Raw genomic sequence first — 15,006 nt, 5'->3', positions numbered from 1 at the left:
CGCAGCCGGGAGGACGATGCCGTGCTTTTCCTTGTCTTCCAACTCGACCAGGACCGTTACGCCATCGAAGCGGCGCAGGTCGTGTCGGTGCTGAACCTGGTCAACCCGAAAGCCATTCCGCAGGCGCCCGCGGCGGTGGCCGGCGCCTTCGACTACCGCGGCGAACCGGTGCCGCTGATCGACCTGTGCCAGTTGGCGTTGGGGCGTCCCGCGCGTGCGCTGTTGAGCACGCGGGTGATCGTGGTGAACTACCCGGCCGGCGACGGCGCTACCCGCAAGCTCGGCCTGATCGCCGAGCAAGTGCTGGAAACGGTGCGGCGCGAGGCCGCCGAGTTCGCTCCGGCCGGTGTCGATGCGGCGCAGGCGCCGTATCTGGGGCCGGTCGCCGCCGATGCGCAGGGCCTGATCCAGTGGGTGCGGATCGAGCAGTTGCTGCCCGATTCGGTGCGCGAGCTGTTGTTCCAGGCCTCGGTCGAAAGCGCATGAAGCCGGGCGGCTTCCAGCAATGGCTCAAGGACACCATGGGGCTGGACGCCAGCACCATCGGCCCGACCGTGGTCGAACGCGCGGTCGCCAGCCGCATGGCCGCCTGCGAATGCAAGCAGCTCGGCGAGTACTGGCAGACCTTGCGCGCCTCGCCGCTGGAGCAGCAGGAACTGATCGAAGCGGTGGTGGTGCCGGAGACCTGGTTCTTCCGCGATACCCAGGCCTTCAGCGCCTTGTCGGGCAGCTACGGCCTGGAATGGGCGGCGACCCACCCCGGCGAGCGTCTGCGCCTGCTCAGCCTGCCGTGTTCGACCGGCGAAGAGCCCTACACGATGGCGATGGCCCTGTACGACGCCGGCTTTCCGCTCGAGCGGCTCAGCATCGACGCGGTCGACATCAGCGAGCGCGCGTTGGCGAAGGCGCGGCGCGGGTTGTACGGCAGCAACTCCTTCCGCGGCCGCGAGCTGCAGTTCCGCGAGCGCCATTTCGCTGCCGTGGCGGGCGGCTGGCAGTTGCCGGAGACGGTGCGTTCGCGGGTCAACTTCATCCAGGGCAACGTGCTCGATGTCGCTTTCCTGCCGGGCGAGGCGGTGTACGACGCGATTTTCTGCCGCAACCTGCTGATCTATTTCGATGCCGATACCCAGGTGCGCACGGTCGGGATTCTCAAGCGGCTGTTGCGTCCGCAAGGCCTGCTGTTCGTCGGCCCGGCCGAGGCCGGGCTGATCCTGTCGCAGGGTTTCGCCTCGGCGCAGTTGCCGATGGCGTTCGCCTTCCGTCCGCCGCGCGCCGACAGCGGCGGCGGAGTGTCGGCGGCGATGCTGGCGACGACGGCGTCGGCGCTGGCGGGCGCCGCGGCCAAGGCCGCCACGGTGAAAGCCATCGCCAAGCCGCGGCCGCTGGCGCGGCCACGGCCGGCGCCGGCCGCCAACCCCGCGCCGCCTGCGGTCGAGGGCGCCGAGGCCTTGCTCGACGCCGCGCAGCGCCTGGCCGACAACGGCGACTTCGACCGGGCCGCGAGCTCCTGCCAGGCCTATCTGCAGGCGCAGGGGCCGTCGGCGCGCGCGCTGTACCTGCTCGGGCTGATCGAGGGAGCGAAGGGCCGCAACGAGCTCGCCGAAGACTATTTCCGCAAGGCCTTGTACTTGCAGCCGCAACACGAAGAGACCCTGATGCACCTGGCCTTGCTGTTAGAAACCCGCGGCGACGCCGCCGCTGGGCGGGTCCTGCGCCTGCGTGCGCAACGCTCGCGCAGGACGGCAGGTTGATGGGCACCGATAAGGACCTCGCAGGATGAGCGCCAAACACACGCCGGCCGGATCGAGCAGCGCCGTGGCGCGCTTGCTCGACCGCGCGCCCGAGCCGGAGGCGCTGCGCGAGGCGACCCGGCACGTCGCGGCCAAGGCCGAAGACCTGAGGTCGCTGACTGGGTCGCTGTTCGTGTTCCGCCTCGGTGCGGAATGGTTGGGCCTGACCGCCTCGGTGGTCGACGAAGTCATCGAGCCGCGCCCGGTCCACACCCTGCCGCACCGTCGCGAAGGCGTGGTGCGCGGGCTGGTCAACGTGCGCGGCCAGCTCACCGTCTGCGTCGCGCTCGAATCGCTGTTCCATCTCGAACCGGGCCAGGCCGACGCCGCGCGCAGCGTATTGAACCGGCGCCTGGTGGTGCTGGCCTGGCAGGAGCAGCGTCTGGCTTTCGAGGCCGACGAAGTGCACGGTTCGCATCGTTACGACCCGGCCACGATCGGCAACGTGCCGGCGACGGTCGCGCATTCGGTGTCGCCGTTCAGTACCGGCATCCTGGCCATGGGCCAGCGCAACGTCGGCGTGCTCGACGACGCGCTGGTGCTCAGCGCACTCAATCGGCGGCTCGGATGAGCACAGGCAACCTCCAGGACTATTCGCTACACGACCTGTTCCGCATGGAAGTGGAGGGGCAGGCGCAGGTGCTGACCGAGGGGCTGCTGATCCTCGAAAGCCATCCGGCCTCGGCGCCGGAACTCGAAGCCTGCATGCGCGCGGCGCATTCGGTGAAAGGCGCCGCGCGCATCCTCGGCCTGTCGGCCGCGGTGGCGGTCGCGCATTCGATGGAAGATTGCCTGGTCGAGGCGCAACAGGGGCGGCTGGTCCTCGGCAACGTCGTCATCGATGCTTTGCTCGGCGGCGTCGACCTGCTCGCCCGCATCGCCGCGACCCCGGCTACGGAGACCGCGCCGTGGATGCAGGACGATGCGCCGGACGCCGAGCGTTTCCGCGCCGCTCTGGCCGCGGCCCTGGCCGCCGATCCCGCTCCGGCCGCGTCGTCGGCGTCGGCGCTGGCCGTGACGATCGAGCCGGAGCCGGCGTCGAGTGCGGACGCGGCCCATGCCGACGCCGAAAGCGAAGAGCGGGTGCTGCGCATCACCGCGCGCAGCCTCAACCGCCTGCTCGGCCTGGCCGGCGAATCGCTGGTGGTGTCGCGCTGGCTCGATCCCTACATCCGCTCGTTGAGCCGCCTGAAGCGTCTGCAGCACGACAGCGCGGTCGCGCTGGACCGGCTGGCCGACGTCTCGCCGGGCATGTCGCGCGATCAACATGCGAACGCGTTGCTGATGGAGGCGCGCTCGGCGATCGCCGAGTCGCAGCGGCAACTGGCCGATCGCATCGCCCAGTTGGACTTGTTCGAGCGCCGCATCGCCAGCGTCGCCCATCGCCTCTACGACGAGGCGTTGTCGAGCCATATGCGGCCGTTCGCCGACGGCACCCGCGGTTTCAAGCGCATGGTCCGCGATCTGGCGCGCGAACTCGGCAAGGAGGCGCGCCTGGAGATCGTCGGCGCCAAGACCCAGGTCGACCGCGACGTCCTCGCCAAGCTCGAAGCGCCGTTGGGCCACCTGCTGCGCAATGCGGTCGATCACGGCATCGAGTCGGCCGAGCAGCGCCGCGCCGGCGGCAAGCCCGCCGGTGGCCTGGTGCGGCTGGAAGCGCATCACGTGTCCGGCCTGCTCGAAATCACCATCGAGGACGACGGTCGCGGCATCGATCTGGAGCAGGTGCGCAGGATAGTCGTTGCCCGGCGCCTGGCCGACGAGGACACCGCCTCGCGCCTGAGCGAGGCGGAACTGCTCGAATTCCTGTTCCTGCCCGGATTCACTCTGCGCGAGGTGGTCACCGAGATCTCCGGGCGCGGGGTCGGGCTCGACGCCGTGCAAAACATGGTCAAGCAGTTGCGCGGCACGGTCCGGCTGTCGTCGCAGGCGGGCGGCGGTACCCGCTTCCAGTTGTTGCTGCCGCTGACGACCTCGGTGTTGCGCGCGCTGGTGGTCGAGATCGGCGCGGAAGCCTATGCGTTTCCGCTGACCCAGATCGTCTGCACGGCGATGCTCGCGCGCGAGGACGTGCACTGGCTGGAAGGGCGCCAGCATTTCGAGTTGAACGGCCGCCGCATCGGCCTGGTGTCGGCGCAGCAGGTGCTCGGCGGCGCCGAGGCCAAGGCCGCGCCCGAGCAATTGCACGTGATCGTGCTCGGCGCGCCCGGCGGCGGTCACGAGTACGGCCTGGCGGTGGAGCGTTTCCGCGGCGTCAGCGAGTTGGTGGTGCAGTCGCTGCCGAGCCAGCTCGGCAAGGTCAAGGACATCAGCGCCGGCGCCCTGCTCGACGACGGCACGCCGGTGCTGATCGTCGACGTGGAGGACCTGCTGCGTTCGGTCGAGCGCCTGGTGTCGACCGGACGCCTGACCCAGCTGCGTTACGACGACAGCGCGCAGACCGCGACCCGCAAGCGCGTGCTGGTGGTCGACGATTCACTCACCGTACGCGAGCTCGAACGCAAACTGATCGAAAGCGGAGGCTACGTGGTCGAGGTGGCGGTGGACGGGATGGACGGCTGGAACGCGGTGCGGGCGGGTCATTTCGATCTGGTCGTGACCGACATCGACATGCCGCGCATGGACGGCATCGAGCTGGTCGGCCTGATCAAGAAGGATGCGCGTCTGCGCAGCGTGCCGGTCATGATCGTGTCGTATAAGGATCGCGAGGAAGATCGCCGGCGCGGCCTCGATGCCGGCGCCGATTTCTATCTGACCAAGGGCGGCTTCCATGAGGAAGCGTTGTTGCAGGCGGTGGTCGACTTGATCGGCGAGGCCGCCGCATGAGGATCGGCATCGTCAACGACCTGGCGCTGGCGGTCGAAGCGCTGCGCCGCGCGATCGGCCGGCGCAGCGAGCACCGCATCGCCTGGACCGCGGCGAGCGGCGAGGAAGCGGTCGCGCGCTGCGCCGAGGACACGCCCGACCTGGTGCTGATGGACTTGTTGATGCCGGGCATGGGCGGGGTCGAAGCGACGCGCCAGATCATGGCGCGCAGCCCCTGTGCGATCCTGGTGGTGACCGCCAGCGTCGGCGGCAACGCCTCGCTGGTGTTCGAGGCCATGGGCCACGGCGCCATCGACGCCGCCGACGTGCCGACCCTCGGCATCGACGACTACGCCGGCGCGCAGGAACTGCTGGCCAAGATCGACCTGATCGGCCGCCTGGTCGGCGATGCGCCGTCGCGGCAGGCCAAGAAGCCGCCGGTGCGCCGCTCCGGCGCCAAGCGCCTGGTCGCGATCGGCGCTTCCGCCGGCGGCCCGGCGGCGCTGGCCGAGTTGCTCGGCGGATTGCCGGCCGGTTTTCCGGCGGCGATCGTCGTCGTCCAGCACATCGACGAAAAGTTCGCCAGCAGCATGGCCGACTGGCTCAATCGCTTTTCCGCCAACCCGGTGCGGCTGGCGCGGCCGGGCGATCGGCCGGCCACCGGCAGCGTTCTGCTGGCCGGCACCAACGAGCATCTCGTGCTCGAGCCCGACGGCGCGCTGGCGTACACGCCCGAGCCGGTGGAGCAGCCGTACCGGCCTTCGGTCGACGTGTTCTTCGAGAGCATCAATAAGGACTGGCCCGGCGAGATCGTCGGCGTGCTGCTGACCGGCATGGGCCGCGACGGCGCCAGCGGTCTGCACTCGCTGCGGATGCGCGGCCACCACACCATCGCCCAGGACCAGGCCAGCAGCGCCGTCTACGGCATGCCCAAGGCGGCCGCCGATCGCGGCGCCGCCGTCGAGATTCTTCCCCTGGATCGAATCGCATCGAAGTTGCGGTTGCTCTTCGGTGACATCAGGAACGTAGCCCCATGACTGAGCATTCCTCGAGCTTTACGCCGGCCACGCCCCGCAGGCGCCGGTTCGTCGTGTTGCTGGTCGACGATCAACCGATCATCGGCGAGGCCGTGCGCCGCGCGATCGCCAGCGAGCAGGACGTCGAGTTCCACTACTGCAGCTCGGCCAGCGACGCGGTCGCGACCGCCGAGGCGCTGCAGCCGACGGTGATCATGCAGGACCTGGTCATGCCCGGCGTCGACGGCATGACCCTGGTGCACCTGTACCGGGTGCACGCGAGCTTGCGCAACGTGCCGATCGTGGTCCTGTCGAGCAAGGAGGACGCGGCGGTGAAAAGCCAGGCCTTCGCGACTGGCGCCGCGGACTATCTGGTCAAGCTGCCGGACCCGATCGAGCTGATCGCGCGCATCCGCCACCACTCGCAGGCCTATCTCAACCAGATCGAACGCGACGCGGCCTATCGCGCGCTGAGCGAGAACCAGCAGAAGCTGTTGGAAATGAACGAAGTGCTGCGCCGGCTCAGCGATGTCGACGGCCTCACCGGGCTGAACAACCGCCGCTACCTCGACAGCTACCTCGACACCGAATGGCGCCGCGCGGTGCGCGAGCAGGGCGACTTCTCGATCCTCATGGTCGATGTCGACAACTTCAAGGTCTACAACGACGCCTACGGCCATTTGATCGGCGACGAGGCGCTCAAGGCGGTGGCCGGCGCGGTGCAGCGTTGCGCGCAGCGTCCGGCCGACGTCGCCGCGCGTTTCGGCGGCGAAGAGTTCGCGTTGGTGTTGCCGTCGACGCCGAGCGAAGGCGCGCGCCAGGTTGCCGAGCAGATTTGCGCCAGCGTCTACGAACTGGCGATTCCGAACACCGGCGCCGAGGTCGGCCGCGTCACCGTCAGCGTCGGCGGCGCGACCTATTCGCCGTGCAGCGGCGATTCCTACGAGCCCTTGCTCGAAGCGGCCGACTTCGCCCTCTACGAAGCCAAGCGCGCCGGCAAGAACCAGGCGGTTCACCGCGAACTGCCCTGAGCCGCCGTGGCCCAGCCGCGGCGGATTCACGGGGCCGATGAGCGCGGTCCGGCGCCGTTGCGTGCGCAGCGGCGCCTGAGTTCGCGCCATCGAGCGTAGGCGCCTGTCGCGTGCCGGCAAGTCGATTAGCGACGAGGAAAGCGGCTTCGCGTGCGACTCGGCGCAAGGCTCGCGTGCCTGCGCGACGACTAATGTGCTTTGTGCGATCGAGCGCAATGAACTGACACAAATGAGTGACGCATGACGTCACTATGTGTCATTAATGTTGATTAACGTCACAAATTTTCCCTGCCGAGTCGTTGCTGCCGAGCTTGGCACGTGGCTTGCGTCTCTAAGTCGAAATTGTGATTCACGTCACAAAAATAATAGAGACATAAGGCACGCCTCTCCGGTCGTGGCTGCTCTCTGCCTTACCGGACAGCCCGCCTCGGGTTGTAAACGAGGGAAGCAAGGATATGCGTCAAACGGAACGACTTCTGCGCCGGAGTGCGCTCAGCACATTAGCCTGTGCCATCGCCGCGACCTGCGGCACGGCGCAGGCGCAATTCAAGACCGATCGCCCCCTGCCGGCGCCGCTGCTGGCGCAACGCCTGGCACCGCAACCGGCCGCGACGATCCGCGTCGCGGTCGATCGCGACAGCCTGCCGGCCGACGGCCAGACCCCGGCGAAACTCGATATCCAGGTGCTCGACCGCGACGGTCGGCCGCTGCCGGGCGAGACGGTCCTGACCCTGGAGTCTTCGGCCGGCCGCTTGCAACTGCCGGGTGCGAGCAGCGACCAGTTCGGCCTGGCGCCGCGCGACCTCGATGCGGCGATGCCGGGTTTCCAGCTCATGGCGAAAGACGGTGCCGCGCAGGTCTGGCTGTTGGCGCCGATCGAACCGCAGCGCGTGCAGGTGCAAGTGTCCGCGGGTGCGGCGGTAGCCAAGGGCGAGATCGGCTTCGTGCCGGCGCTGCGCGAGATGATCGCGGTGGGCCTGGTCGAAGGCATCGTCAGCTTCGACCGCAAGAACCCTTTGAGCCTCAGTCAGGCGCGGCCCGAGGACGGCTTCGAGGACGAGATACGCAACTGGTCGCGGCGTTCCGGCGACGGCAAGCGCAGTGCCGCCTTGCGCACGGCGTTCTTCCTCAAGGGCAAGGTCCGCGGCGATGCCTTGCTGACCATGGCCTACGACAGCGACAAGCCCGATCGCGACCGCCTGTTCCGCGATCTCGACCCGGAGCGTTGGTACCCGGTCTACGGCGACGCCTCCATCGTCGGCTTCGAGGCGCGCAGCAACAGTCGCCTGTATCTGCGCCTGGACAAAGACCGCAATTATCTGTTGTACGGCGACATCGTCACCGGCGACGGTTTCAGCCAGCGCAACGGGCAGGGCAGTGTCGCCCCGGTCGCGACGCGCGAGCTCGGCCAGTACCACCGCGCCATGACCGGTCTGCGCGCGCATGCCGAAGGCGCGCGCGGCGCGCTCGACGTGTTCGCCGCCTACGACAACCTGCGCCAGGTGATCGAGGAATTCCCCGGGCGCGGCCTGTCAGGCCCGTACACCGTCAGCAACAGCGCCGGCGCGGTGCTCGGCAGCGAACGCGTGGAGATGATCGTGCGCGACCGCCACGCGCCCTCGCGCATCGTCGAGGTCAAGCCGATGCAGCGCTTCGTCGACTACAACTTCGAACCCTTCAGCGGCCGCATCCTGTTCGCGCAATCGGTGCCTTCGGTCGATGCCGCGCTCAACCCGGTGTCGGTGCGCATCAGCTACGAAGTCGACCAGGGCGGCGAGCGCTACTGGGTTTACGGAGCCAACGGCCAATACCGCGTCAACGAGCGCTTCGAACTCGGCGGCAGCTACGTCAAGGACGAAAACCCCCTTTCGCCTTATGAGCTGGCCAGCGCCAACGCCAGCGTGCATTTCGGCGAGCGGACCTGGCTCAGCGGCGAAGTGGCGCGCAGCCGCAGCGCCTACAACACCTTGCCGGGGCTGCTGTACACCGCGTTGCCTGGCGCAGGGGTCGATGGCGGCCCGATCGATCCGCTGCGCAGCGATCAGGTCGAAGGCGATGCCTGGCGCCTGGCCTTCGGCCATCGCGGCGAACACAGCGACATCGGTGCCTATTACGGCGAAAGCGACGCGGGCTTCAATAACCCCGCTTCGTCGTTCATCGGCGGGCGCAAGCAGGGCGGCTTGGATGCGCAACTGCGCCTCGACGAAACCTGGGGCTTGTACGCACAGGGCACGCATGTCGAAGACACGGTCAGCGATGCGCGCCGCGACCAGTTGCAGGCCGGCGTGCGTTACACGCCGAACGAAGCCTTCACCTTGGAAGTCGGCGCCAACCGGGTCGACGAACGCGCCGGCCGCTACGGTTACGGCAACGGCCTGTCGGTACCGGCGCCGATCACCGCGCCGTTCGGCGTCGGCGTGGTCTCGCCGGGCTTCGGCGGCGGCTTTTACGGCGGCTCGCCGAACGCGATCAATCCCGGCACCGGCCAGACGCTGTACAACACTGGCTACGGCTGGAGCGGCCAATACGGCAGTTGGGTCGGTAACGGCCTGGCCGGCGTGCCGGTCGAATACACCGCGTTGCGCGTGGCCGCGCAGTGGCGCGTCGACGAACGCTTCGACCTCAGCGCCGAAGCCGAGCAGGACCTCGACCACAGCGAGCATCGCCGCGCCGCGCTCGGCGCGGGCCTGCGCGTGCACGACAAGACGCGTTTGTACGGCCGCTATGAGTGGAACACCGGCCTGGCGTCGGTCGCGACCGCCGAGGGCGCGGTCGATGCCGCCGGCCGTCGCCATGCCAGCCCCTACGAAAGCAATGCCTTCGTCTACGGCCTCGACACCGAGTACATGGACGGCGGCACCGTGTTCAGCGAATACCGCATGTACGACGCCTACGGCGCGCGCCAATTGCAATGGGCCAACGGCCTGCGCAATCGCTGGCGGGTGACGCCGGCGCTGAGCCTGCAGACCGGCCTGGAGAAATTGCAGGTGCTCGACGGCCGCGGCCAGCAAGCCACCGCCGCGAGCCTCGCCGCGGAGTGGCGTCCGGACGAGTTGTGGCTGATCAGCGGGCGCCTGGAGTGGCGGCGCAGCGACAACGTCGGCGACAACGTCCTGCCGAACGACCCGGTCACCGGCCTGCCGACCACGGTGCCATGGCTGAGCCAGGGCTACGACACCTGGCTGTCGACTTTCACCCTCGCGCGCAAGCTCAATCGCGACTGGACCGGCTTGCTGCGCAACTACCATCTGCGAAACCGTTACGACGGCGATGCCCAGGACAGTTACGAAGACCGTTTCCAGCTTGGCTTCGCCTATCGCGACACCGACCGCAACCGCCTCAACGTGCTCGGCAAATACGAGTTCTGGACGCGCCGCGACAGCAGTCTGGCCAACAGCGGTCTCGGCAGCGGCGGCTTTCCCGTCGACGGCGACGACCGCTTCGTGCTGGGCAACGAAGGTTTCGACAAACACGTCCTGTCGGTGCACGCCGACTGGCACCCGTCGCGGCCGTGGTGGCTCAGCGGCCGTCTTGCCGGCAAGCGCCAGCGCGACTACTTCGACGGGCGCAGCGATCGCTACACCGCTTATCTGGCCTCGGGCCGGCTGACCTACGACGTGTCCGAACGTTGGGACGTCAGCGCCCTCGCGGCGCAGATGTGGAGTCCCGGCGGCGCGCGCCAGTACGCCTTCGGCGCCGAACTGGGCTATCTGGTCAAGGACAACCTGTGGCTGTCGGCCGGCTACAACCTGCGCGGCTTCCGCGACGACGACCTGACCCAGGGCGAATACACCAACCAGGGCGCGTATCTGCGCCTGCGCTTCAAGTTCGACGAAACCCTGTTCCGCGGCAACGACCCCGCGACCAACCCCGCCTTGCCGCGCTGAGGAGTATCGAGTGATGAAACACCACCCAACGAAGGATCGTCGGCACCTGTCGGTGTTGCTCGCGCTGATCGGCCTGACCGCATCGCCGGCGCAAAGCCAGACCGCGCAGGAGAGCTTGACGCCGGCGCCGCAGCGCATCGCTAACGCGGCCATTCGCGCCGACCACCAAACTTATGAAGCGACGCAGGCACGGATCAAGGCGCTCAACGATCGCGGCATCGAAGTCGACGACTACGCGCTTTCGAAAGCGCAGTGCTGGCTCGACACCAGCTTCCACGAGTACAGCCGCAACGACCGCGGTGGCTACCCGCAGGCGGCGTTGGCCGAATCGGCCAGGTTGATCGCCGCGCTCGAAGCCGGCACCGATCCGGGCAGCGAAACCCCGCTGGTCAACGGCGCCGAAAAATTGCGCCCCGACCTGTGGGCGCGTTACGACGCCTTGCGCCGCCACGCCGGCTTCCGTTGCGCGCGCCAGGCCACCGCCTGCGCCGAAGTCGAGCTGGTGCACGCCGGCAACGAGATCCACGACGGCGGCTGGCGCCATGCCAAGCCCTACATCCAGATCGCCGAAGACTTGTCGGCGCGCGCGGAAGCCGCCGCCGAGGCCTGCCCACCGCCGCCGTCGCCGCAAGCGCCGCCGTCGCAGCAGGCGAACTACGAGCTGTCGGCCGATGCATTGTTCGCGTTCGATCGCGGCGACCTCGCCGGCCTGTTGCCGCGCGGCAAGGGACGGCTCGATGCGCTCGCCGCCGAGTTGCGCGCGCGCACCGAGGTGACCGGCTTCAACGTCGTCGGTCACAGCGACCGGCTGGGCAGCGAGGCCTATAACCAACGCTTGTCGCAGCAGCGCGCCGACACCGTGCGCGCCTATCTGCAAGGGCAGGGCGTGCGTAAGCCGATCAGCGCCGAAGGGCGCGGCGAACGCGAACCGGTCAGCCAGGGCTGTGTCGGCGAGCGTGCGACCGCGGCATTGAAGCGATGCCTGCAGCCGGATCGTCGCGTGCAGATCGAAGCCCGGGCCGCGGCGAAGTGAGGACCGGCATGGCCATCGCACCCCTTTCCCGCCTGCGCGGCTGGTTGCCGCGCGCGGCGGCGTTGTTGCTCGCCGCGGCGCTGCCGATCGCGCCCGTCGCGGCGCAGACCTGCGCGCCGCTGTTCAACGAAAGCTTCGGTTTCGGTTCCGGCACCAGCCGCATCGGTCCGCCGCTGTCGCCGGCGCAGACCACCTACCGTTACGAAGACACCGCACCGCCGTGCATCGGCCCGGATTGCCGGGTCAACGACGGCGAGTACTCCCTGGTGCAATCGCCGCGCAGCGACGGCGGCAACATCGCCTGGCGCGACGGCACCGACCACACCGGCGATCCGAACGGCTACATGATGCTGGTCAACGCCGACTTCGATCCCGGCGTGTTCTATTCGCGCGACTTCACCGGCCTGGCGGTCGGCGTGCGCCACGACTTCACCGCCTGGCTGACCAACGTGCAGGAATACCTGCCCGGCGACGGCGATATCGACCCCAACGTCACCTTCCGCATCGTCGACCCGAGCACCGGCGCGGTGCTCGGCAGCGTCAGCAGCGGCGACATTCCGGAACTGCCCGGCACCGTGCTGACCTGGAACGAGTACGGCGTGAGCTTCGTCCCGACCCAATCGAGCCTGCGCCTGGAAGTCGTCAACAACAGCCCCGGCGGCGCCGGCAACGACCTCGCCCTCGACGACATCTCGTTGACCGCGCTGGACAGCTGCGCCAGCGACGTGACCCTGGTCAAGAGCGTGACCGACGCCAACGGCAACGGCATCGCCGAACCCGGCGAGGCGCTCAACTACACCATCACCCTGCGCAACATCGGCAACCTGACCGCGATCAACTACGATGTCCTGGACAACCTCGATGCCAACACCGTCTACGTGTCGTCCGACAACGGTGGCATTCACGACGGCGCAGCGAGCGGCGGCACGGTGGCCTGGCGCAACCTCAGCATCGCGCCCGGTGCAAGCCTGAGCCTTACCGTCGCGGTGACCGTGGTCGACCCGATACCGGCCGGCGTCGCGCGCATCCTCAACCGCGCCTACAACCCGGATAAGGGCCCGCCGGATTGCAACAGCGACCCGAGCCTGCCCGGTTGCGCGCAGATCCCGACCGGCCCGCGCGTGACGGTCGCGAAGACGCTGTCGGCCGAGTCCGGCAACGTCGCCGGCCGCGCCGAGGCCGGCGAAACACTGACCTACACCTTGACCCTCAGCAACACCGGCGGCTCGGCCGCGAGCGCTCACAGTTTCTACGAGTTGCTGCCGGCGCATACCAGCCTGGTGTCGGTGAGCGGGGCCAGCATCGCCGGTTGCGCGGTCGGCGATGCCGGCGCGCGTGCCTGCACCCTGACCGTGGCCGGCCCGATCGCCGGCAACGGCGGCAGCGCCGCAGTGAGCTTCGTCGTGCGCGTGGTCGATCCGATTCCGAATGCCGTCACCGCGATCTACAACCTCGTCACCGATAACACCGGCAATCCTCCGCCGGTGGGCTGCGATCCGGCCACCGACCCGAACGGCTGCACCGCGCCGCCGCCTGGCTGCGATGCTGCGACCGATCCGAACCATTGCGTGCAAACGCCGGTGATCCAGCCGACCGTGACCGTCGCCAAGCGCCTGAGCGGCGAGAGCGGCAACCTGCCCGGTCAGGCCGAGCCCGGCGAAACCCTGAGCTACACCCTGACCCTGACCAACGGCAGCGCGGTCGCGGCGAGCAACCATAGCTTCTACGAGTTGTTGCCGGCGCATACCACCTTGGTGTCGGTGAGCGGCGCGAGCGTCGCCGGTTGCGCGATCGGCGATGCCGGCGCGCGTCCTTGCACCCTGACCGTGGCCGGGCCGATCGCCGGCAACGGCGGCACCGCCGAAGCGAGCGTCGTGGTGCGCGTGGTCGACCCGATTCCCGCCGGCGTGAGCGGCATCTACAACCTGATCACCGACAACACCGGCACGCCGCCGCCGGTCGCGTGCGATCCGTCCACCGACCCGAACGGCTGCGCCACGCCGCCGCCTGGGTGCGATGTCGCCGCCGACCCCGCGCATTGCGTCGGTACGCCGGTGGCGACGGTGTTGAGCGTGAGCAAGGACGCGCCAGGCCCGCCGCAGGCGGTGCCCGGAACGGCCGACGAATTCCTGGTGCGTTACGCGATCGTGGTGCGCAATCAGGGCGCCGCGGTCGGCCGTTACGAGCTCAGCGACACGCCGCAGTTCGGCGCCGGCGTCAGCGTGCTATCGGCCACCGCGACCCGCAACGGAGCCAGTGTTGTGGTCAGCGGCGTCGGCCCGTGGGCGCTCGCCACTGCCCGCGATCTCGCCGCCGGCGCCAGCGATACCTATGCGCTGGAGCTGCGGGTGCGGGTAGCGGCGTCGGTGATCGCCGACCCGTCCAATAACGGCTGCGTCGCCGGCGGTAGCGGGCGCGGTCTGTTCAACGAAGCCGTGCTGAGCGTAGCCGGCCGCACGCTGCGCGACGATGCCTGCGTCGATACGCCGTTGCCGTCGACCGATGCGGTGCTCAGCGTCGAGAAGATCGGCTCGGTGCGCGAAGCCGAGGTCGGCGACCTTGTTTCTTACAGCGTGCGCATCCGCAACAACGGCGCCGGCCTGGCCTTGGCGCCGGTGCTGGTCGATCGCCTGCCGGCCGGTTTCCGTCTCGTCGCCGACACCGCGCAAGTGCGCGGCGCCGGCCTGGTGTCGCTGAGCGGCGCGCCCGGACCGGTGCTGCGCATCGCCCTCGATCGCCTCGCCCCCGGCGCCGAAGCGGTGGTGCGTTACCGCGTGCGTATCGGCGTCGGCGCGCAGCAGGGCGACGGCATCAACCGCGCCCAGGCCGAATGCACGGCCGGCACCGGCCTGCGCCCGTGCTCGAACGTGTCGCAATGGAAGGTCGAGATCCGTGGCGGCGTGTTTTCCGATGAGGGCTGCGTGGTCGGACAGATCTTCGTCGACTGCAACCTCGACTCGGTGAAGGACCGCGAGGAACTCGGTATCCCCGGCGTGCGCCTGTATTTCGAGGACGGCACCTATCTGATCAGCGACGTCGAAGGCAAGTACAGTTATTGCGGGCTGCGTCCGGTGACCCATGTGTTGAAGGTCGATTCGACCACCTTGCCGCGCGACAGCCGATTGACCACGTCGAGCAACCGCAATGCCGGCGACGCCCACAGCCTGTTCGTCGATCTCAAGAACGGCGAACTGCAGCGCGCCGACTTCATCGAAGGCTCGTGCAGCAACCCGGTGCTGGAGCAGGTCAAGGCGCGCCGCGCCAACGGCGAGGTGCGCTCGGTGGAAACCGAGAGCGGCCAGCCGGCGCTGCGCTTCGAAGGCAAGGCGCCGGATGCGCCGCAGCAGGCGACCGAATCGGCGAATCAGCCGATCGAACGGGCGCGTCACGACGGCGGCGAGCGCTGACGGCGGCCCGATGGCCTCGGCCCGTCGCGACGGT

At 68.9% G+C, this 15,006-nt stretch carries 9 protein-coding genes; all 9 read left to right on the top strand.

All coding sequences use genetic code 11. The annotated features are described in order from the left end of the window. Positions 1-21 precede the first annotated feature (21 nt). The 9 genes from LC490_RS15595 (at position 22) to LC490_RS15555 (ending at position 14,972) form a co-directional block, all read left to right on the top strand. Complete coding sequence (locus tag LC490_RS15595; RefSeq protein ID WP_223620767.1) at positions 22-486, top strand: chemotaxis protein CheW; 465 nt, start codon at positions 22-24, stop codon at positions 484-486. After that, positions 483-1,754, top strand: a complete 1,272-nt coding sequence (locus LC490_RS15590) for a protein-glutamate O-methyltransferase CheR (RefSeq protein ID WP_031370067.1) — start codon at positions 483-485, stop codon at positions 1,752-1,754. The genes LC490_RS15595 and LC490_RS15590 overlap by 4 nt, the downstream gene beginning before the upstream one ends. A gap of 25 nt (positions 1,755-1,779) precedes the next feature. Beyond that, a complete protein-coding gene (locus LC490_RS15585) occupies positions 1,780-2,364 on the top strand; it encodes a chemotaxis protein CheW (protein WP_051884259.1) in 585 nt (194 codons plus the stop codon). Further along, positions 2,361-4,619 (top strand): hybrid sensor histidine kinase/response regulator, encoded by a 2,259-nt coding sequence (locus LC490_RS15580; RefSeq protein ID WP_223620766.1) that lies wholly within the window; start codon positions 2,361-2,363, stop codon positions 4,617-4,619. Before LC490_RS15585 ends, LC490_RS15580 begins: the two co-directional genes overlap by 4 nt. Beyond that, positions 4,616-5,635, top strand: coding sequence for a chemotaxis response regulator protein-glutamate methylesterase (locus tag LC490_RS15575; RefSeq protein WP_223620765.1), 1,020 nt, complete (start codon positions 4,616-4,618; stop codon positions 5,633-5,635). Before LC490_RS15580 ends, LC490_RS15575 begins: the two co-directional genes overlap by 4 nt. Further along, the gene (locus tag LC490_RS15570) at positions 5,632-6,645 is read left to right on the top strand and encodes a diguanylate cyclase (RefSeq protein WP_051884258.1); all 1,014 of its coding nucleotides are present in this window, start codon (positions 5,632-5,634) and stop codon (positions 6,643-6,645) included. The genes LC490_RS15575 and LC490_RS15570 overlap by 4 nt, the downstream gene beginning before the upstream one ends. Positions 6,646-7,100: 455 nt before the next feature. After that, the gene (locus LC490_RS15565) at positions 7,101-10,532 is read left to right on the top strand and encodes a hypothetical protein (RefSeq protein WP_223620764.1); all 3,432 of its coding nucleotides are present in this window, start codon (positions 7,101-7,103) and stop codon (positions 10,530-10,532) included. Positions 10,533-10,545: 13 nt separating this feature from the next. Then, on the top strand, positions 10,546-11,565 hold the full coding sequence (locus tag LC490_RS15560) for an OmpA family protein (RefSeq protein WP_223620763.1): 1,020 nt from the start codon (positions 10,546-10,548) through the stop codon (positions 11,563-11,565). Positions 11,566-11,573: 8 nt separating this feature from the next. Then, positions 11,574-14,972, top strand: a complete 3,399-nt coding sequence (locus tag LC490_RS15555) for a DUF11 domain-containing protein (protein ID WP_223620762.1) — start codon at positions 11,574-11,576, stop codon at positions 14,970-14,972. Positions 14,973-15,006: the final 34 nt, after the last annotated feature.

It is taken from the genome of Lysobacter sp. ESA13C (assembly GCF_019970005.1).
Taxonomy (GTDB): domain Bacteria; phylum Pseudomonadota; class Gammaproteobacteria; order Xanthomonadales; family Xanthomonadaceae; genus Lysobacter; species Lysobacter antibioticus_B.
This window is presented reverse-complemented; position numbering and strand designations above follow the sequence as displayed.